The organism is Dictyobacter halimunensis (assembly GCF_036245075.1).
The window spans coordinates 1,951,854-1,972,890 of sequence record NZ_BSRI01000002.1 but is presented as its reverse complement, the minus strand read 5'-3'; the positions used below and the strand labels follow the sequence as shown (position 1 = coordinate 1,972,890).

15 protein-coding genes are annotated in these 21,037 nt (G+C 55.2%); 5 read left to right on the top strand and 10 right to left on the bottom strand.

The window, feature by feature from the left end; all coding sequences use genetic code 11:
• Positions 1-87: 87 nt before the first annotated feature.
• Together AABA21_RS22190 and AABA21_RS22185 are read right to left on the bottom strand one after the other, a co-directional pair.
• Positions 88-477 (bottom strand): hypothetical protein, encoded by a 390-nt coding sequence (locus AABA21_RS22190; protein WP_338253742.1) that lies wholly within the window; start codon positions 475-477, stop codon positions 88-90.
• A gap of 174 nt (positions 478-651) precedes the next feature.
• A complete protein-coding gene (locus tag AABA21_RS22185) occupies positions 652-1,569 on the bottom strand; it encodes a pseudouridine-5'-phosphate glycosidase (protein ID WP_338253741.1) in 918 nt (305 codons plus the stop codon).
• A 366-nt stretch (positions 1,570-1,935) separates the two neighbouring features.
• On the opposite strand from AABA21_RS22185, the gene AABA21_RS22180 reads away from it, so the two are divergent.
• Positions 1,936-2,904: an alpha/beta fold hydrolase gene (locus AABA21_RS22180; protein ID WP_338253740.1), complete on the top strand. Its 969-nt coding sequence runs from the start codon at positions 1,936-1,938 to the stop codon at positions 2,902-2,904.
• A gap of 90 nt (positions 2,905-2,994) precedes the next feature.
• Here AABA21_RS22180 and AABA21_RS22175 read toward each other — a convergent pair whose 3' ends face one another.
• The 4 genes from AABA21_RS22175 to aroF all read right to left on the bottom strand — a co-directional run bounded on the left by AABA21_RS22175 (position 2,995) and on the right by aroF (position 7,496).
• On the bottom strand, positions 2,995-4,551 hold the full coding sequence (locus AABA21_RS22175) for an SPFH domain-containing protein (protein ID WP_338253739.1): 1,557 nt from the start codon (positions 4,549-4,551) through the stop codon (positions 2,995-2,997).
• Between the two features lie 46 nt (positions 4,552-4,597).
• A complete protein-coding gene (locus AABA21_RS22170) occupies positions 4,598-5,596 on the bottom strand; it encodes a PSP1 domain-containing protein (RefSeq protein ID WP_338253738.1) in 999 nt (332 codons plus the stop codon).
• Between the two features lie 124 nt (positions 5,597-5,720).
• Positions 5,721-6,293, bottom strand: a complete 573-nt coding sequence (locus tag AABA21_RS22165; protein WP_126595593.1) for an ANTAR domain-containing response regulator — start codon at positions 6,291-6,293, stop codon at positions 5,721-5,723.
• A 138-nt stretch (positions 6,294-6,431) separates the two neighbouring features.
• On the bottom strand, positions 6,432-7,496 hold the full coding sequence (gene aroF / locus AABA21_RS22160) for a 3-deoxy-7-phosphoheptulonate synthase (RefSeq protein ID WP_338253736.1): 1,065 nt from the start codon (positions 7,494-7,496) through the stop codon (positions 6,432-6,434).
• Positions 7,497-7,930: 434 nt separating this feature from the next.
• Between aroF and AABA21_RS22155 the strand changes: the two genes are divergently transcribed.
• Positions 7,931-10,399, top strand: coding sequence for a beta-mannosidase (locus AABA21_RS22155; protein WP_338253734.1), 2,469 nt, complete (start codon positions 7,931-7,933; stop codon positions 10,397-10,399).
• 66 nt (positions 10,400-10,465) lie between these two features.
• Here AABA21_RS22155 and AABA21_RS22150 read toward each other — a convergent pair whose 3' ends face one another.
• The 4 genes from AABA21_RS22150 to tgt all read right to left on the bottom strand — a co-directional run bounded on the left by AABA21_RS22150 (position 10,466) and on the right by tgt (position 14,475).
• Positions 10,466-11,245: a hypothetical protein gene (locus AABA21_RS22150; protein ID WP_338253733.1), complete on the bottom strand. Its 780-nt coding sequence runs from the start codon at positions 11,243-11,245 to the stop codon at positions 10,466-10,468.
• The gene (locus AABA21_RS22145) at positions 11,242-11,976 is read right to left on the bottom strand and encodes a GlcG/HbpS family heme-binding protein (protein WP_338253732.1); all 735 of its coding nucleotides are present in this window, start codon (positions 11,974-11,976) and stop codon (positions 11,242-11,244) included. The genes AABA21_RS22150 and AABA21_RS22145 overlap by 4 nt, the downstream gene beginning before the upstream one ends.
• 423 nt (positions 11,977-12,399) lie before the next feature.
• Positions 12,400-13,221 (bottom strand): lipoate--protein ligase family protein, encoded by an 822-nt coding sequence (locus AABA21_RS22140; RefSeq protein WP_338253731.1) that lies wholly within the window; start codon positions 13,219-13,221, stop codon positions 12,400-12,402.
• A gap of 72 nt (positions 13,222-13,293) precedes the next feature.
• Positions 13,294-14,475, bottom strand: coding sequence for a tRNA guanosine(34) transglycosylase Tgt (gene tgt / locus AABA21_RS22135; RefSeq protein WP_338253730.1), 1,182 nt, complete (start codon positions 14,473-14,475; stop codon positions 13,294-13,296).
• A 448-nt stretch (positions 14,476-14,923) separates the two neighbouring features.
• Here tgt and AABA21_RS22130 point away from each other — a divergent pair, with 448 nt between their 5' ends.
• From AABA21_RS22130 to AABA21_RS22120, 3 genes are all read left to right on the top strand, one after another.
• Positions 14,924-15,229, top strand: a complete 306-nt coding sequence (locus tag AABA21_RS22130; protein ID WP_338253728.1) for a zinc-ribbon domain containing protein — start codon at positions 14,924-14,926, stop codon at positions 15,227-15,229.
• 540 nt (positions 15,230-15,769) lie between these two features.
• Entirely contained in the window at positions 15,770-18,211 is a 2,442-nt protein-coding gene (locus AABA21_RS22125) for a RelA/SpoT family protein (RefSeq protein WP_338253727.1), read from the top strand.
• Positions 18,212-18,553: 342 nt separating this feature from the next.
• The gene (locus AABA21_RS22120; RefSeq protein ID WP_338253726.1) at positions 18,554-21,025 is read left to right on the top strand and encodes a RelA/SpoT family protein; all 2,472 of its coding nucleotides are present in this window, start codon (positions 18,554-18,556) and stop codon (positions 21,023-21,025) included.
• Positions 21,026-21,037 lie beyond the last annotated feature (12 nt).

Below are 21,037 nucleotides of genomic sequence, written 5' to 3'. Positions count from 1 at the left end.
CTGGTAATCAGAAAATAGAAAACAACATGCAGAAAGTGCGCATTCCGCACTTTCTGCATGTTGTTTTCTTCTTAATGCGATGTCTTATCAGGCAACGATCAAGTCATCTGAGAAGAAACGTACCCAAAGTACTACCACAGCCAGGCCGCCAATCAGGGCGAAGAAACCGACTGCACCACCATTGGTATTGTTTGGATCTTTAAAGGGATAAAAAAGGATAAGGGAGAGCCAGACAATAGTCAGTGTTACGGTCGCGCTTAGCTTCTTGGTTTCGGGACGTGCGTTAACAAACAGATGATAGCAGGCAACGACGATCAGGCCGATGACTCCTAGCACCAGTTTAAGAGGTGTAAGGTTCGAGCCATCACCGGCCCAGTCGATGACGAGAGAGTCCTTCAGAAATATGAAGATGCACATCCAGAGGATGGCAAGGACTATGCCCACGACCACCTTACGAATCTCCAGTGGATTGTTCACAGTATACGGCTCCTTTCGAGGAGGACTTGTTACAAGAAAAGGACGAGTCAATGTGAAGCACACATCGTTTATGTATTTGTATTGTAGTCGTTATGAGGGAATAAATCAACGTCTCCATAAAGTGGCCGCAAAAAAGTCTTTTTGCGGCCACTTTATGGAGACGTTGTTCTTTTTTTATTGGGTGGCGTAGGCTTGGGCGAAGCGGGCGGCCCAGCGGGCATTGTTGATGAGAAGGGCTTTGTTGGCTTCGATGCTTTCTCCGGTGGTTGTTTGCGCTACCTGGGATAGGACGTAGGGGGTGAGGGCGGCTCCATGGATGCCTTGCTGTTGGGCGTTGCGCAGGGCGGCTTCGATCGCTTGCTCCAAGGGGGCGGCCTCCATGGCGTGTTCGGATGGAATGGGACAGGCGACTATAATGCCGTGCAGGCCATTCTGCCATTGGATGCGAGCCAGTCGGGCCAGGGTCGCTACATCATCGAGTCTCTGGGCCAGGGGCAGTCCGCTTTGGGCGACGTAGAAGGCGGGAAACTCATCACATTGCCAGCCGATGACGGGGACGCCATGCGTTTCCAGATATTCTAACGTCAGGTTGAGATCCAGGATCGATTTGGCACCCGCGCAGGTAACCAGGACCGGTGTCCGGCTGAGCTCTTGCAGGTCCGCCGAGATATCCATGCTGGTTTCGGCTCCCCGATGCACCCCTCCAATGCCGCCGGTGGCGAAGAAGCGAATGCCGGCCATGTGTGCGCAGAGCATCGTCCCCGCGACGGTCGTGGCCCCCCAGGCACCCGTTGCCAGTGTAAAGGCCAGATCGCGTCGACTGACCTTGCGCACATGTTCCATGATGGCCAGTAGCTCTATTTCATCCTCATTCATCCCGATGATGATCTTGCCATCGTGGATCCCGATTGTGGCCGGGATAGCGCCCTCCGCCCGGATGGTCGCTTCCATGGCATGCGCGATTTCAATATTTGCCGGGTACGGTAGCCCATGGGCTATGACGGTCGACTCAAGCGCCACAACAGCCCGCCCCGCCTCCAATGCCATCCGCACCTCTGGTACAACATCTAAATAAGATGAAATGTTTTGCATAGCAAAATAATATCATATTTCCATCCAATAAGGGACGAAAAAGGGTGGTAGAGTGGGGATGTGCGGCCGCACATCCCCACTCTACCACCCTTTTTCGTCCCTTATATAATAAACACGCGGGCGCGCCAGCGCCCGCGTGCAAAAGAAAGTAGAGAGTACTAATTTAGCAAAAGTGTTTGCGCATTTTTGTTAGCACATGCTATATTACTTCTTGAGCCTGCTGTGCTCTATACATTAGACAATCGCATAGGGATATTGATATTTCTATTAGGCAAAGTAAGTTAAAGTAAGTATATTGTTGAGGCAAGGTTATGAAACGCCTCATAATTTGAAGCAGGTAGAACAGCAAGTAGGAGTGTGTATAAAATGGCAATTGCAAAGAAATTGTTTAACACGGGCCTGGTGCTTGGTGGCGCCCTGGGTGCACTCGCTCTCTATAATAAAGTGACGGAGACGATGGCAGGCGAGCTTGATACTGTTCTGACAGGAGAAGAGCGCCGCTATCCATGGAAGTACGGCGATATGTTTTATGAGGTGAAGGGGAGCCGCGACGCGAAGCCGCTGGTCCTGATCCATGGCTTTGGCCCTGGCGCCTCGTCGTATGAATGGCGTAAGAATATCGATACGTTGTCGGAACAGTTCCGCGTATTTGCCCTGGATCTGCTTGGTTTCGGTCTTTCAGATCATCCTACGATTGACTATGATGCGGAAACATATACAGACCTGCTCAACGATTTTATTCGTGAAGTGGTAGGGAAGCCCGCGATTGTGGTGGCCCGTGGCCTGACCAGCGCCTACGTGATCGCCGCCGCCTATCGCCGTCCACAGTTGTTTGAGCGTTTGATCCTGGTCGGGGCTCCTCCAGCCATCCTGACGGAGTCGTATCCTGGTCCCTTGAATGCGTTGCAGAAAGCGGTGTTGCGCGCGCCCATCATCGGTCAATTCATCTACAATCTGATGACGTCGCGGCAGGCGTTGCATGCTTACTACGATGTGAAGGGCTATCACAACCCTGGCCTGATTACTGATGAGTTTGTTGAGTACATCTATACCTCCGCGCATCAGCCCAATAGCCGCCATGCCAGCGCGGCCTTCCTCAGCAATTATCTGCAGTTGGATGTGCACGAGCCACTGGCCCGTTTGCAGGTTCCGGTTGTCGCGGTCTGGGGGCGCGAGGGCTTCCTGACGCCAGCCGAGGCCAGCGCGGCCTTTAAGCGCGTCAATTCACGCGTCGATGTACGCATTATCGATAAAGCAACCTTGCAGATTCAGGATGAGCAGGCCGGTCAATTCAATAACCTGGTGCGTGAGTTCGCCGGAGCCGCTGTCAGATAAAATATTCCATCTCTCAGCCCGCCCAAAAGGAAAGGCTCAGGTCGTCAATCTGGCGATCTGAGCCTTTCTAGTATTGCGTCGCAGCCCTGGCTACCCGGCCGTAATGTTCTTATCATTGGGCGGCTGCATAACCCAGTTGGGCTGGGTCTCTTCACGATGCGTTTCACCTGGATAGCGCGGTTCGTGCCTCTTCGCTTCTTCGTAGAGGTTGCGCGCGGCCTGGGCGGCATCAAAGTTTACGTTCTGGCTCAACTCGGGATCTTGCGCGACTTCATAAAACCGGGCGGCGATACTGCGTATGGTCTCGGGATCTGTAATGCGCCCATCCTGCACATTTTGGTAAGCATGGACCAGCACCTCTTCAGTCAGGTTGTAGGCTGGTGCGGCCGGTGTCCTCTCTTCTAGATGATGGGGACGGGCCACGGCCTCCTCGACGGGCTGACCATGCTGCCCACTGGGCCGTGGTGGCACCGGCATCTCGGGCGTTGTTCTTTCCGTGGCTGATACGGGCGCGGGCCGAGAGGTATAGGCGGGCTGCACCGGCTCAATTTTAATGGCCCCATGCGGAGCGATCTCAATATCACGGATACTGACCCAGTTGACCTGTACGCCCCACAGAGCCACCTTCTCGCGCATCTGCTGAAGCAGGAAATCATTGATCTGCTCACGCCGCTCAAAGCCACCCACAAAATCATCATCACCATCCATCTGGGTATTTCTGCCATCGGGCCATGCCAGCAAGTCGTCCGGGTGAAAGACGGTGGTGATATGCTGGAGCAGCGTCTGGAATCGGGTACGCAGATTATTCTCCCAGTCGCGAACCTGTGTTATCGCCAGGGAGGCATCCTCCGGCAGTAGTTGATACGAGATGACGCCCCGCAACATGATATCCTCATCATGCGAGATCTGGATGATCTGGGCCGGGCACATCCACTGGATCTCCTCGACATTGAGCTGTGTGGCGACCTCTTCCCAGGGTAGCAAGATATTGAAGCCGGGGTGGAGGGTACGGGCATACTTCTTGAAGCTATAGACGATATCGACAAACCCCTCGGGCACCGGGCGCACACAGCGTCGCGCCATGACCACTCCCAGGGCTATGATCGCTACTAATACCAGCAGACCGGGCAGGAATCCATACAGCGCGAAGCAAACGGCCAGCACAAAGAGGCAGAGGCCGCCTACTGTACCCAGGGTCCACATGCCATTCTCGGAGCCGGTGTAATAGACCATACCCGCCTGCGCCACAGCGATGACCAGCAGGATGATCAGCATCGGCCAGAAACCTATAGGATTCAGCACGGCATGCCCTGAGGCTACGGGGGGGAGAACGAGGAGACAGGCCAGACCGCAGAAAAGCAATGGGAATAGGATTAGCGTAATGTACTGGTTCGCATGTTTAAATGAGTCAAAAAACGAGGATGCCAGCCGCCCGTGCGCGGCGTTCGCGCGCCGGCCCGCATAGCGGTGGCGCGCCCCGCCTGGTCCAGGTGCCACTTGATCATCCTCCATCGGTTCGCCTCGAGCATCGAGCAGTTCCCCATCAACGACCGGAAACTGTTCTTCATGCTGCTGCTGAGGCCAGTTCGAAGCAAAGCCTGGGGAATCTTGCCAGGGATCCCCGGGATCCTTCCTATCCGACGACATGTAAGCACAACCTTCCTCTCAGCTCTGCAACCAGATAGTCGTTGAATTACGGCTTCTTATTGAGGCTACATGATCCACAGCCACCAGCGCCCCCCTTGCTGGAACCACAGCCACCGCTCCCACAGCCACCACTACCACAGCCGCCGCTACCACAACTACCGCCGCCTTTCGAGCTACAACATGCGCCACCGCTCCCGCAGCCACCTGCCGGCTTTTTCTCTTTCTGTTCCTCGACGGGGACACGGATGGTGACGCCACTCTCTAACATAACTTCAACCGAATTCTGTGGAACGTTGATCGATACGACCTTGCCACGACCTCCAGGAGTGTCGAGAAAGGTCCCGATTTGTGGCATCTGCTGCTTGGCTTGAATATAATTGTCATTCTCATATGAGAGGCAGCACATCAAGCGCCCGCAGACGCCAGAGATTTTTGAGGGATTGAGGGGGAGTCCCTGCTCTTTGGCCATCTTGATCGAGACAATGCCAAAGTCAGTGATCCAGGAGCTACAACAGAGGGTTTTGCCGCATGGTCCGACGCCACCCTGTAGTTTGGCCTGGTCGCGCGCGCCAATCTGGCGTAATTCGATACGTGTGCGAAACGTCGCGGCCAGATCTCGTACCAGGGCACGAAAATCCACCCGCTCATCCGCGGTAAAATAGAACGTCAGGCGGCTGCCATCAAAGGTGTATTCGGCCTCCACCAGCTTCATGGGCAGCTTATGGTAAACCACACGCTCATGGCAACGAGCCAGCGCGTCTTTCTCTTTACTCTTATATGAAAGCATCATCCGCAGTTCGTCTTCAGTCGCCAGGTGTAGAACGGGTTTCAATGTATCGCTGAGATCGGCTTCAGCCATCTTTTTTGAGGCGATTACAACGCGGCCTGCCTCGATACCCCGCACCGTCTCTACGATGACGTACTGGCCGTTTGAAAACGTCTGCCCCACCGGGTCAAAATAATAGATTCGACCAGCGGGACGAAAGCGAATGCCAACGACAATAACGCTTTGATCTGTACTTGTACTACTCGCTGCCAGTGACATCGACTTTTGTTTCTTGCTAGCTTTTTCAGAAGTCAGGTAGGCTGCCCGGTGGGCAGCGGTTCATTCGAGCGTACGATATAACAAAGAAGGATGTAGCCGCATTGCCACATCCTCTTATCCTGCTTTACATCTCGTTTGTGAGCAAAATAGCTTCCGCTACCTCGCGCATAGATTTGCGGTTGTTCATGCTGGCCTTCTGGATCTTGCGGAACGCTTCCTGTTCCGAGAGACCCTGCTTCTCCATCAGCAAGCCTTTTGCCCGCTCGACAACCTTACGGGTCTCCAGTTTCTCGGAGAGCGTGCGGTTCTCATCCTCGATCGCGCGATACTCGCTATAGCGGGCCAGCGTGACCTCAATTGCCGGAGCAACCTCACTCTCACGCAGTGGTTTCACAATATAGTTTACTACCCCTGCCTCTTTCGCACGTTCCACCAACTGCTGGTCTCCGAAGGCAGTGAGCAACAACACTGGTGCAATCTTTTCCTGTGTGAGAGTTTCGGCGGCGGCAATGCCGTCCATGTCGGGCATACGTATGTCCATGATGACCAGGTCCGGTCGCAGCTCACGAGCCAGGTTTACCGCGCTCTGGCCATCGCCGGCTTCCCCGATGACGAGATAGCCTTGTTTGGTCAGCACATCCTTTAGATCCATGCGCTGAATGGCTTCGTCATCAGCAATAATAATTCGTGTTGGCATAGTGTCTCCTCAAAGCCTTTGGTCTAGTCCCCACCCATCTCGTAAAATACTCCTTCTACGTACAAAGAGTATATCATAACACTGGATCAAGCGTCGATAGTCGAGTGGGTATTGCTAGCTGTTGACGCTCATATAGGCTCAGGCGACAGAGACCTCCCCTCGCATCATGGTGGCGAGCAGGGCTGTTTCGTGCACGATTTTTTCCAGTTGTTCCGGCGTAATCGATTGTTTGCCATCGCAGAGCGCGGTATCTGGATCGGGATGGACTTCGATGATAAGGCCTTGCGCTTCGGCTGCGATGCTGGCACGAGACATAATGGGCACGAGTTCGCGACGACCGGTGGAATGGCTGGGATCTACGATGATCGGCAGATGTGTCAATTGGTGAAGCAAGGGAACGCAGGATAAATCGAGGACGTTGCGGGTCTGGGGATCATAGCTACGAATACCACGTTCGCACAAGATTACGTTTGGATTGCCCGCGGCAAGGATGTATTCGGCGGCGAGCAGCCACTCATCGATGGTGGAGGAGAGGCCACGCTTCAAGAGTACTGGCAACTGTTTGCCGTGGTGGCCGACAGCCGACAAAAGAGGGAAATTCTGAACGTTACGCGCTCCAATCTGTAAGACATCCGCGTATTGAGCAACTGTTTCCACCATACCTGGCTCCATTACCTCGGTGATAACTGGCAGCCCGGTCAGAGTGCGGGCTTCGGCCAGCAGGTGTAGTCCTTCTACCCCCAGGCCCTGGAACTGGTATGGTGATGTACGCGGTTTGAAGGCCCCTCCTCGCAAAACCTGCGCGCCTGCACGCTTGACCGCTTGTGCGGTCGTAATGAGCTGTTCCCTGTTCTCGACGGCGCAAGGGCCAGCCATGATGACGGGGCGCGCGGAGGTTCCACCTATAGTTATGGGGTTGCAATCGTTGGTGGAACCGATAGTAATGCTGGTATCTTCTGTCTGGAAGGATCGACTGGCTAACTGGTACGGGGTTTTGATGGAGTGGATCTGCTCAACGGCGCTCTGAGATTGAAGTGCTACCTGTGCCTGTGCGTCAACTAATGCTGAATCAATGGCAATGACCTCTCGATCGCGCATCTGCGTCGTCGTAATCGGACGCTGACTGCCGGTGATTCGACATAACAGTGCCATGAGCTGTGCTCTAGATTCACCGCTGGTCTCCTGGCGGATAGTAATGATCATTTCTGGAACCCTTTCTTCAACCGAAACAAACAGGACAATTTAGGGAAACAAAAAAGCAGAGGACTTTTCCTCTGCTTCTCCAGCACGCTGGTGGGTTATTTTTGCTCAGCCCAAAGGGCCCACCATCATGCTGGAGGGCTAAACCAATAATAAAAGCTAGATTGTGCGAATTTTATGTGTTGGCTGAGCATATGATTATTTCCGCTTCTGTTTACTTTAACGGGACTGGCTACACTACGTCTGCCTGCTCTAGTCCTTGTACTGATTATACGGAGCTTTCTATCTTCCTGTCAAGGGGGATGCGTACAATCTGGCTATTTGATGGTAAAAATGAATAGTAAGTGAACATTAATAAATATTGCAGAGGCGCTTTATTCCTGTTATGCTGTGCAGCATGGATATACTGGCAAGGTTGCTAAAAGGGAAGTAGAGCAGTGAAATATAAAGATCTTACGAACAATTGGCAATTAAAACAACGCGTCCCTGATGTCGATCTGAGCGTGGATTTCGCAACCGGCGAAGATTGGTTACCGGCCAGCGTGCCGGGTGCCGTACACCTGGACCTTATGGCGGCGGGACTGATACCCGAGCCCTTCTACGGTTTAAACGAGCAGCAGCTCCAGTGGGTAGGTGAGCGCGATTGGCTGTATCGTACAAACTTTGAGGTCACGGCCACTGAGCTGCCGGAGGCCGAGTTGGACCTCTGCTTTGATGGCCTGGACACCTACGCGACCGTCTGGCTCAACGGTGTGCAGATATTGAAGAGCGACAATATGTTTGTGCCGCAACGCGTCTCCATCAAGTCGCAGGTGCGCGTCGGCTCGAACGATTTGCATATAGTCTTTGAATCGGCTTTGTTGCGGGGGCAGCAGCTGGAAGAGCAGTATGGCAAGCTGCCGCTGTGGAACGGCGATTCCAGCCGCCTCTATGTGCGCAAAGCCCAGTATCATTATGGCTGGGATTGGGGTCCGGTCTTTATGACGGCCGGCCTGTGGCGTGGGGTGCGCCTGGAGGCATATAGCGCCCGCCTGGCCGATGTGCACTGTCCCTATGAGGTGGCCGATGACCTGGCCAGTGCGCTGCTGCCGGTGAAGATACAGATTGAAGAGCGAGGTGCGGAGAGCGTGCGGGAAGCGCATGTGGCCCTGTACGCACCTTCCGGCGAGCTGGTGGCGGAAAAAACACAGACTCTACATGGTGAAAAGACCGTGGAGGTGCAGCTGGAGATACAGCAGCCCGAGCTGTGGTGGCCCCATACCCATGGTCAGCAGCCGCTGTATCGCCTGGTGACGACGCTGCGCGGTTCCGAGGAAGAGGTGGATCGCCATGAGATGCGCCTGGGCCTGCGCCGTCTGCGCCTGGTACAGCATACCTTGCAGGACGCGCCCGGCACCAGCTTCTACTTTGAGATCAACAATACCCCTGTTTTCTGTGGCGGCTCTAACTGGATTCCAGCCGACTCGTTTACGTCGCGCATCAGTCGTGAGCGCTATCGGCGCTGGCTGCAGCTGGCGGTCGATGGCAATCAGAACATGCTGCGCGTCTGGGGTGGCGGCATCTATGAGGATCCGGCCTTCTATGAGGCCTGTGATGAGCTTGGCCTGCTGGTCTGGCAGGACTTTATGTTTGCCTGTGGCCTCTATCCCGCTCACGTGGAGTTCCAACAGAGCGTGCGCGCCGAGGCCGAGGCTGCCATACGTCAGCTGCGCCACCATCCCAGCATCGTGCTCTGGTCTGGTAATAACGAGGACTACGCGATTGCCGAGAGCAAAGGCGTGTCAGATCCGCAGATCACCGACCACTTTGAGCAGACGGAGTTCCCGGCGCGGGCGATCTATGAACAGTTGCTGCCAGCGGTCTGCGCCGATCTGGACTCGACTCGACCCTACTGGCCCGGGAGTCCCTATGGTGGGGCGAGCTCATCCGATCCAACCGTCGGAGACATTCACGTCTGGAGCGTCTGGCATGGTGGACTGCCCTATCAGGATTATCCAAAGCTGGCCGGTCGCTTCGTTAGCGAGTTTGGCATGCAGGCCTTTCCCGTTCTGGAGACCATTCAGGAGTTCGCCCCGGCTGAAGAGCTCTACCCTCAGAGTCGCACGCTGGACTATCACAACAAGGCGGATGGTGGTCCCGGTCTGATGGCGCCGTACCTGGTGAACAACGTACGCGTCCCCTCCGACCTGGAAGGCCAGATCTATGCCACCCAGTTTGTGCAGTCCGAGGCTCTGAGTGCCGCCATTCGTGGCTGGCGCCGCCGTTGGCAGGGTCCGGGTCGCGAATATACATCTGGCGCCCTGGTCTGGCAGCTGAACGATTGTTATCCGGTGATGAGCTGGGCTATGGTCGATTACCAACTGCGCATCAAGCCCGCGTACTACAGCGTGGCGCGTGAGCTGGCACTGCTGGCCGTTGGCCTGCATCGCCAGTCCTCCGAGAGCATCGCGATCTGGGCTGTCAATGGTGAGGCTTCTGATGTCCAGCTGGAACTGGAGCTGCGCACGGTGAATCTGGCGGGAGAAGTGCTCTGCGAGCAGCGCCGCCCGGTAACATTGGCTGGCAATCGTTCCAGTGAGCTGGATGTAATCCAGCGAGCGCAAAATGATCAGGAGATTGTACAGGCACGCCTGTGGAGGGACGGCGTGGTGGTGGCCCGCGCCACCTTATGGTCCGAGCCCTACAAATACCTGACTCTGCCCGATCCTCAGGTGAGTATCGAGCAGCTCGACGACCAGCATATCCGCGTCAGTGCCGCACGCCCCGCCAAAGGCGTCTGGCTGGACGCCGGTGCCGAGGTTAAATGGAGCGATAACATGCTGGACATCGTCCCCGGTGATCCGCAAACCATCGCCGCCTCCGGCCTTGATGGTCGCCCCATCCAGGTGCGCTGGCTCGACAAATAGCAAAGGAAAGCACAAAAAGTGGTGCGCCCCGCAAGGGGCGCACCACTTTTTGTGCCCTTTAAGTTTTTAGCGTTTTTTGCGCTGGCTGGTGCGATAGGCCTGGTAGAGGTCATCATTCTCACCTTTAACGCCCTGGCGTATCGTGGGGGGCGCGACCTTCGGAGCGCGGGGACCCTGCGAGCTGCTACCGCCCTTTGATTTGCTGCTTTGTGCCTGGCTGCTGGCGAACTGCTTGCCATTCGGCAACAGGTCGAAGGCTACCAGTGCATACAGCAGGACGATCAGGGTCAGAATATTGATCAAGAAGGACGTTGTCAATGGCAGGTTGCCAAAAGGCAGCGTGAAGACGACCCGTTCGATGTGTGTATTGACCGCGAACGTGTGCTCCAATGGCAGCAAGAAGTTGGCCCCGATCAGGTAGACGACCATGCCGATGAAGTGACGCGGCTTGAACAGGGCTGGGCGGGCTGGCGCTTTGGTGGCGGCTGGCTTCTCCTTCGCTGCCGCGGCCTCCTCCGCTTTGGTAATGGCAGCCTTGGAATTCATATTCTTCTTCGCTCGGGCCATGCGTGCCTCAACCACGCCCTCCTGGTTGGCAGGACCATCCTGTTCGCTCTGCTCAACTTTTGAGAAAAATTTGGGGAGGCGTGGCAACCGCCGGGAAGGTGCTGCTGGCTCGCTGGTCACCTCTGTTTCTACAGCTGGTGTCGTATCCAGCGTCAGGTCTTCGGTTGTGGGAGCGGATGTCTCTTCCTGCGTCTCATTACCGGTGACCAGAACTGGTCGGTTACGCGGCACGCGGGTGCGGCGGGGTCTTTTAGCGACGGTATTGTAATTCTGACTCATGCTTGGTCTCCTGGATGGTCCACCTCTGGTGGGTTAGCTGAATTATAATTGGATGACTGATAAGAATTGTACTCGTTTGTGGTGGCAGATGGAGGCTCCGAGAGCTTCTCTCGATACTGATTGTAGCTGGAGCTTTTCTCTCTATCTCTGGCTGATGCCGGGTCCACGCCGGGGGCTCTGTGTTGCCCGTTGTCCGGGGGATAGAGTGGTCCCTGTGCGTAAAGCGGCTGTGAGTAGGGGACGGTGGCTGCTGCTGGATTGACATAGAGCGGTTGTGGCTGTGGCATATTGGCCGGGGCCGCTTTCACGGGAGGCGCGCTGGATTCTATGACGGCAAGGGCGGCACGGGCAATCTCATCATCTCTTCCGGGGGCATTTCCGCCACTGACGCCGACGCCACCAACGGTTACGCCGTTGACACGCAGAGGCCAGCCGCCAGCCGCCATGATAAACTTGCCATTGGTCATACCGGTCAGGCTAGACGCGAAACCTGGGATCGCGGCCCCCCACTGAGCCACGTCGTCGGTCGATTGATTAAACATCACCGCCGTGTGGGCTTTGGCGATGCTGATATCGCTGGTCGCAAAACCATATGGCGCCATCATGCGTTCAAATAAGACGAGGTGCCCTCCGGCATCGACAATGGCGATGCTTACCGGACTACGCAGTTCTCGGGCTCGCTGTTTGCAAGCCTCTAGAGCTTTGCGGGCCATCTCGATAGATATACTCACGCCCAGATACTCCTTACTTAAATGACTGTTCTTGCTCGATAGATGGACAATCAGCCGCTGCGGGTCCACCTCCGGTGTTCCAGTGCTGGTGAGGTAGTGTCTCCCTGTTGCTATGTCATGCTTTTCTAGAGATAGATGAAGATGGTTATATGCACCCACTCAAAAAGTTAAAAAACATAACTACGTGTATGTTTGCTCATTGTACATCACATACCATCTACGCGCAATGTGTCGATTTCTCTGGCAGGGCTTTTTCATTTTCCTCTTTATGAGTTATCCCAAACTTTTTCAAAAGTTCCCAAACCAGGGGTGCAGGGTCCTCCCGCACTGGGAGTGTGGTAGATGGATGCGGCCGCCCACCACACACTCCACACTCGAAAGAATGTACATTTTTTACTATCTACGCAAGCATGAGCCTGCGGGTTACGAGAGCGAGATGCGCTCCTGGCGCCAGTCAAGCTTGCTGTACTTCTCCTCCACCAGCTGACGCGCCAGCTCCCATTCGGAGGCGCTGAGCTCTGTTTCGGGCAGATCATGCTGTAAAAACGTACTGAAGCCCTGGCGGAACGCCTGCGCGGCATCATCCCAGCTGGCCTGGGGCGCGAACGTGTGCAGCGGCGTGGTCTTCTGGTTATAGATGCGCAGTGCCTCCTCGCGCGCCCGGGCATCGGGATAGCGAAGCGTATCAAAGAACTCGGCCGCGCGGTCTTCCAGTGGGAGCGAGCCCTGCTGGAGCAGCGCATCCTCTTTCCAGACCTGGGCGCTGCCCACCAGCTTAAATCCCTGGCTGGTGAGATCGGCCTGGGTAGATGATGCGAAGCAGGCCGCTGAAGGATTCTTGCTGACGTGTTCATCGCTGATCTCAGCCTGTACGCCCAGCAGACGGAGGGCGGTCTGCAATCCCTGTAAGAGATAGGCATAGGCCGCGACCACCCCGGACGGTACCCCTTCACTCTTCCCGATCACAATGCTATACGTAAACTCGTCACAGTGGTAGACCGCGCGTCCCCCTGTGGGACGGCGCACCAGGGCGATCCCGTGCTCTTCACAGTACTCTTGCTCGATCTCGCGCTCGACACTTTGGAAACGTCCCAGAGAAATCGCCGTACGATTCCAGCGAAAGGCGCGCAGGGTGGGGGGCGCGTCTCCACGTAGATAGTGCAGCAGGATCGCTTCATCGATCGCCATATTTAAGGCGGCATCCTGAACGCCTGTATTCACAAAACGGTATGGGGTTGTCTGCATAAACAAGATTCCTTGATTGTTGCTTCCGGTAAAAAAGTTCGCTCGTCGGCACGTCCATTGGCGCCAGCATAGTTACGCGCGCTTATCGCGAGCCTCTTTCCATTTTTCACGCTGCGCCTCGCGCACTTTTTCTGATGCCGGTACATAGCGGGCCAGAAATTCATCGCGAAAGGCGGGATAGGTTCCATCGATAATCGATTGACGCAGCTGACCGGCCAGGCGGAGCATAAAGCGAATATTGTGGATACTGCCCAGGCGGAAATACAGCTGTTCTTCGGCCCGTGCCAGGTGATTGACGTAGGCCGCGCTATAGTGCTGGCAGGTGTAGCAGTCGCAGCCCTCTTCAATAGGACCCCTGGTGGTGCGGAAGCGCGCGCCCTTGATGCTGACGCGGCCATCGCGGGTAAAGAGACCACCGTGGCGCGCCACGCGTGTTGGCAGCACGCAATCAAACATATCCATGCCCAGTCCCACGCCGACCACCAGGTCCTCTGGAGAGCCGACTCCTAGCAGATGGCGTGGCTTGTCGCGCGGCAGATTCGGGGTTACATGCTTCAGCATCCCCCACATCTCTTCCTTCGGCTCACCGACCGAGAGGCCGCCGATCGAGAGACCCTGAAACGGCATATTGCCGATCACCCGGGCGCTCTCCGCGCGCAGCTCAGGCTCAAAGGCACCCTGCACAATGCCGAACAGCGTCTGTTCGGGCCGCTGCTTCTCCTTCTCTACCAGGGCGCGCTCCTCCCAGCGATGGGTCCACTCCATCGCTTTGCTTGCCTCTTTGGGGCTGCAGGGATAGGGGGCGCAGATATCGAGCGGCAGGATGATATCCGCGCCGATTTCGGCCTCGATCTGCATCACACGCTCAGGGGTCAGGGTATGCAGCGAGCCATCGATATGCGACTTGAATACCACCCCATCCTCATTGAGTTTGCGCAGATGACCCAGGCTCCAGACCTGGAAGCCACCGCTATCGGTCAGAATGGGGCCATGCCACTGCATAAATGAATGCAGGCCACCAAAGGAATCGATCAGGGCCGAGCCGGGCCGCAGCATCAAATGGTAGGTATTGGCGAGGATAATCTGGGCGCCAGCCGCGTGCAACTCTTCCGGAGCTACGCTTTTAACGGTTGCTTGCGTCCCAACAGGCATAAAAATAGGCGTTTGAATTGTCCCATGGGGGGTCTGAATAGTGCCGGCGCGCGCCCATGTTTCCGGACACTCAGCCTCAATTGTAAAGTTGAATGATGACATGCATTTCTCTAAAGTGGATTGGTAACAGTGAGCACAATTTGCCTTGAGAGGGTAGCTGCTCTTTCTTGCCTGTATTTTCTCATGAGCGTCAAGGGTGTCTGTCGTGGGGTCGCGTCCCCCGCTGTGGTCGGGTTTGTAGAAAAGGATGAGTAAGTATAATCATATGCGTTGATGAGAATCAACTATAGTTAACATATATAAATCGCTCAATTCATTTGCATATAAAGGGTATATAAAAATATGTACCATAACGATAATTTATCGCAAAAACACTTGCAAATCTCGAAACAATAGTGTATGCTTTCAATCGGTATCCAATCTCGGTCTCGCATACAGTGCTCGTCCAGGGTTATAGAATCCCACGCTGGTAGGGGGAACACATGACTGGTGACAACTGCTAGGATATGGACCCGGAGGATAACCAACATATCACACAGGAGGTCCCTAGTTGAACTTCGTTGACAAAACCTTAAAGTGCCGTGAGTGCGGATCAGATTTCGTATTCACCGCAGGAGAACAAGAGTTCTACCAGCAAAAGGGTCTGATGAATCAGCCTGGTCGCTGCCCTTCATGCCGCGCGGCTCGTCGCCAGGCAGCCGGAGGTTCCGGTAGCCGCGAGCGTGCTCCCCGTGAAATGCACACAGTAATTTGCGCTGAGTGTGGTACTGAGACACAGGTGCCATTCTTACCAAAGAATGACCGCCCGGTCTATTGCAGCCCCTGCTACGATAAGGTTCGTGTTGCCCGCGACTAACCTCCATACTGGTTGGTTGCGTGCCGCGCTCACCTCTTCTATCAGTGTGAAGCTCTATTTCTGAGATGTTCCGCTGGTGAGCAACAGGCGCCAGTTTACTGAACTTTCCTAAAAAAAAGAGGCTTGGTCAAGGTGTGTTCTTGACTTGGCCTTTCTCTTTTTATTTCCCCCTGACTTTTAGCGCCCGGCAGCGTTCTGGTCCTATGTGGTATAATTAACTATAAATTAGTAAAGTATGTGTACCGTTTGTGGTAATTGAAGAATTACATGCCTCAAAGGCCTGTAAAAGGTGCAGCTATAGCCTTATTTTCCTGCCTGAGTGTCTTCTTTTTACTCCTTCTCCAGCATAAGTGACATAGTATCTGCTTGACAGTCGCTCATTGCTCCTTATAATAGAGAAGTAACATCAGTTTTGCCCGGGTGTAAGTGTTTCCGCATAGAGAACAGCTCTATTGAGGGAACACTTTATTAGTAAAAAGCTACCAACTATCCAGGCAGATATGGGCAGATGGTACAGCATGTAGTAGCAGGTATTAGAGAATGGCTACCAATTTCGATAAAGTTGCTGATGAGTCTGGTAAATCGGATCCTCAGGCGATCCTACCCATGGTGCGTACGACGACAACCTGGGGAGCGAAAGTAGCGCCCTCTCGGATGACGCTTCAAGACTTATTAGATGAAACAAAACACTACCTTACTCCAGAGGATATGGAGAAAATTCAGCGCGCCTACGATTTAGCTAATCGCGCGCATAAGGGGGCTGTGCGCCGTTCAGGTGAGCCCTACATTCAACATCCGCTGGAGGTAGCCCTACTGCTTGCTGGAATGCGTATTGATGCAGATGGTATTGTGTCTGCACTCCTCCATGACGTTGTTGAAGATACTGAATACTCCCTTGAGGATCTGCGAGAGCAGTTCGGGCCGGCCGTGGCCAATATCGTGGATGGTGTTACCAAGTTTGATACCCTGGCCGGTAACAAGCCCGCCAAACCTGCGGTCGAGACAAAAGATCCCGCCCCGCCCTCTTTAGTTGATAAGCGCCGTATCCGCACAGAGACGGTGCGCAAGATGCTGCTGGCGATGGCCGAGGATCCTCGTGTGGTCGTGGTGAAGCTGGCCGATCGCCTGCATAATATGCGCACGCTTGGCGCGATGTCGCCGGCGCAGCAGCAAAACACCTCGCGCGAGACGAGCGAGATCTACGCTCCCCTGGCCCGGCGCCTGGGGATGTCTATCGTGCAGGCCGATCTGGAAGACCTCGCCTTTGGCTATCTGGAACCGGAGAAGTATGTTCAGCTGGCCCGGCAGGTTGAGGAAGAGGTCAAGCGCCGTCAGCCATTTGTCGATGAGGTCTGCCGCATCCTGCGCGCCGAGATGAAGCGGGCCGGTATCCGGGCCGATGTCATGGCCTGGCAGAAGCACCTGGCCAGCATTAATCGTAAGCTGGAGGATGTGCCCTCTCAATTGAATGGCAATGAGCTCAGCCAGATCCACGATCTGATCTCGTTCCGCATCCTGGTTGACTCTGACTATGAATGCTACCTGGCGCTGGGCCATATCCACGCGCTCTGGCGACCAAAGGATGGCCGCATTAAAGACTTTATCGCCACCCCCAAACTCAATGGCTACCAGTCGCTGCACACGACTGTGTTCTGCCTGGACAATCGCCTGGCTGAAATTCAGATTCGTACCTACGATATGCAGCGTACCGCTGATTATGGGATCGCCAGCTACTGGTTTTTACGCGAGCGCATGGGTAATGCGGACCAGGATAAAGAGCGTGGCGAGCATGCCAATGAAGGTGCGCCAGGCAGCTGGCGTCTGTCGTATCGCGAGATGGTGACATGGATCGAGCAGCTGCGGGAGTGGCAGCGGGCCCTGCCGCAGGGCGCCGATGAATTTGTCGAGGCGGTCAAGGGCGATATCTTCCAGGAGCAGATCTTTGTGTTTACGCCGCAGGGCGAGGTCAAGGACCTGCCGCGTGGTTCGACGCCCCTGGATATGGCCTATCGCATCCATACAGATATCGGCGACCATTGCGCGGGCGCGCGCATCATCACCAATACCGATGATAGCGGTCGTCTGGTGACGCGGCTGGTGCCGCTGGATTATGAGCTAAAGGGCGGCGAGATCGTCGAGATCATGGTCAACCGTACCGTCCACCCGACGCGCGACTGGTTATCGTTCGCGCGTACGGCGGCGGCTCGCAACAAGATTCGCCGCTATCTCAAGACCTATGAGCGCGAGATTAATCTGCAACTGGGTCGTGAGCGTCTGGATTTCGCCTTAAAAACCAGTGGCTACCAGGCCGGTGTAGATGAGCAGGTTGAAGTGCTCTTGCGCGAGCTGTGCACGGAAGAGCCAACGGCCAGCACAACCTTCAAAAAATACGCTACCATTGAAGATATCTACGTAGCGCTAGGACGAGAGGATCTCCTGGTCGAGCAGGTGCTGAGCCTGCTGCAGCCCCGGCTACCGCAATGCACGGCTTCTGACGCCTCTGACAGCGAGAATAGCCTGTATGCGCAGAAAGACGGAGAAGGGTCACTGCTGATCCAGCTAGATCGATTCTGTTGTCCTATTCCAGGTGACTCGGTTATCGGTCAACTGACCCCGGACCAGGGCGTGGTCGTGCACCGCACCGACTGCGATCTGCTGCGTCGCAATCCTGAGTTGCCCACCAACCTGGTTGAGGTCAACTGGCGGCAGATCCATCCTACCAGCTACCTGGTGTCTATCTCGCTGGTCGCCCATGATCGCTCAGGCTTATTGCGTGATGTGGCCGCCGTCGTGGCGGATGCTGGTATTAACATGGCATCGGTCACCTCGACCACCTCCCCCGCGTCCCAGAGAGCTGTAATTACAGCGACGCTGGAGATCTATCCGGGCGAGGGTGAGTTAATCGATCAGATGGAACGCATCCTGCGGCGCTTACGTCAGGTTAAGACTGTGGTCAGCGTTGAGAGAGCGATAGGAAAATAAGGCCCCCTGTCAATGTGAGCACTTGACGTGAGGGCAGGTGCTCCAGCCCTTGTTTCAGGGTGTGTCATCCCCACTCTCACTGTAAGTGACATCTGCTATAAATGTGCGACAATATAGATAGAGCATACATCAAGCGTTCACGTGCTGCGCAGATATAGAGCCGCTGTTTGGCCATGGAAAGAAGTGTATGCGCCGATCCAACACGTACCTTGTTGGCACGTATACTATTGTAGGTCCAATTCGTGTTAAGTCCAGAATGTAGCGTGAACCAACTAGAATGCTTTGGAGTGAATGATATTTCGACAATCCTGCACTGGATATGTCAGATGGCCATAGATGATTATGATAGATAGCTCTGTAGAACAACAATTTGTTGAGCCTCCTTACCCAACCGCTATGAAGCAACTGCTGGCGTTGGTCAATCAGTATATGACGTTGCCGGAAGTTGATCTTGTTGTGAAAGCCTTTCAGTTGTCTTCAGAGGCCTGTGGAGGCGTTACCGGTACGAGCTCGCGCCCGATTCCGCCGTTGGAGTATGCCCTGGCCGTGACGACGATCATGGCGCGCATGATGCACGTGGATGCCATTGGGATCGCCGCTGGCCTGGTATACGAGGCCGTCGACGCTGAGTTGCTACTCCCTGAGCAGGTCGAGTATACGCTGGGTGTACCTGCGGCCCGCGTGGTTGAGAGCATGTTGCGCCTCAATATTTTGGAGCGGAAAAAGCAGAACGCCGCCACCGGCGCTATGCTGGCCGTGCAAAACCCCCCGCTCTCGTCTTCAAAGAAGTCCTATGTTGAGCGTGACGACGATATCACTTCTCCCTCATTTGAAAACAAGAAGCCGCGTGTGCGAGAAGCGATGAGACGGCAACAGGCCGAGACGGTGCGCAAGATGTTTGTGGCCATGGCCGACGATCCTCGTGTAGTATTGCTCAAATTGGCATATCGACTGCACGCAATGCGTCTGATGTGTGAACCCTCCTATAAGGGAGACGCGCAGGATCTGATGACGCTGGCTGAAGAATCACGCGAGATCTATGCTCCCCTGGCCGGTCGTCTGGGTATGTCGCTCGTGGAGAGCGAACTGCAAGACCTGGCCTTCCAGGTTCTGGAGCCCGATCGCTATCTATGGGTACGCAACATGCTGGATATAGAGACCAGGCAGTGGCGTTCTTATGTGGATCGGGTATGTGAGCGTTTACGAACCGAGATGGCCTCGATCGGCGTTAAAGCCGATATTTCTGGTCGCGTCAAGCATGCCTATAGCTTTTATAAGAAGATCGCGCGTACCGCGGGCGATACCGAGGATCTGGAACATCTCAAGGCGGCGGCCGACCTCAGCCAGATTCATGATCTGCTAGCCTTCCGTATCCTGGTCGATACCACCACGGACTGCTATATAGCGCTGGGCCATGTGCATAGCCTGTGGCGGCCAAAGGAGGGGCGCATCAAAGACTTTATCGCCAATCCTAAGCCCAATGGTTATAGCGCCCTGCATACAACCGTATTCTGCCTGGATGATCAGCTGGTCGAGATCCAGATCCGCACCCATGAGATGCATGAAACGGCCGAGTATGGCGTGGCTATGCACTGGCATTATAAGGATGTCGGCGATAATGCTTCCGCGTCGGCCAAAGAGCTCCTGACCTGGCTGCGGCAGCTGACTGAATGGCAGCAAGACCTGCGTACCGCCAATACCAGCGATACCGAATTCGTGGAAGCAGTCAAGGATGATATTTTCCAGGAGCAGATCTTTGTTCTGACTCCTAAAGGGGAAGTGAAAGATCTTCCCGTTGGTTCGACGCCGTTAGACTTTGCCTACCGTATCCATTCAAAGGTGGGCGATCACTGCGCGGGCGCGCGCGTTATTGCTTCCGACGGCGATGGCAATGGCGATCGACTCATCTCGCGCATGGTCTCACTGGACTATGAGCTGAAAAATGGCGAGATCGTGGATATCGTGACCAGCCGGAGCGCCCATCCGACCCGTGATTGGTTGAACTTCGCGCGTACGACGGCGGCCCGCAACAAGATTCGTCGCTATCTCAAACTCAATGAGCGCCCGATCAATATTCAGATTGGCGAAGAGCGCCTGGAGCGTGAGCTGAAGGCGGCCGGTGTCCGTGGACCGGACGCGATTACCGAGGATGCGGAAAACTGGGTCTGCAGCAGTATGCGTGCCGATTCCTTTGAAGATCTGCTGGCGGCCATCGGTTCCGACGATATGCGGCCCCGCGCGGTCGTGGTCAAGTTGCTCGAATACTGGCAGCGCGAGAGCAAGGATGGCAAAGAAGCGAAGGAGAGCGAGGATACCCTGGCGTTACCGGTGGTTTCAGCCAAACAGGCCCCGCCCGCCCAGCTTGAAGTGGCGGGTGTCAGTGGTTTGTTGACTCGGTTGGCGAACTGTTGCTATCCCCTGCCAGATGACAATATCGTTGGCTTTATCAGCCGTGGTAAAGGGGTCATTGTGCATCGCTCCGACTGCCGCAATATCGCGCGCCTGGGTGAACAGGATCGTGAGCGCCTGATCCACGTTAACTGGGCTGGTATGAGCCAGCAGCCGTATCATGCGCCGATTGTGATCACGGCCCACGATCGGACCGGTATGATTCGTGACGTCGCGACTGTAGTCTCCGACTCGGGCGCGAATCTGATGTCCATCAATTCCAGCGTCAGCGCCAATCATCAGACGGTCCTGATTATGGCTACACTGGAGATCGCCGATCTCGATCAGATGCATCGCCTCTTCGTCAAACTTGAAAAGGTTAAAGGGGTGATCCATGTCGCGCGTGACCTGGGTCAGCGCAAATAACATCGTGTAACA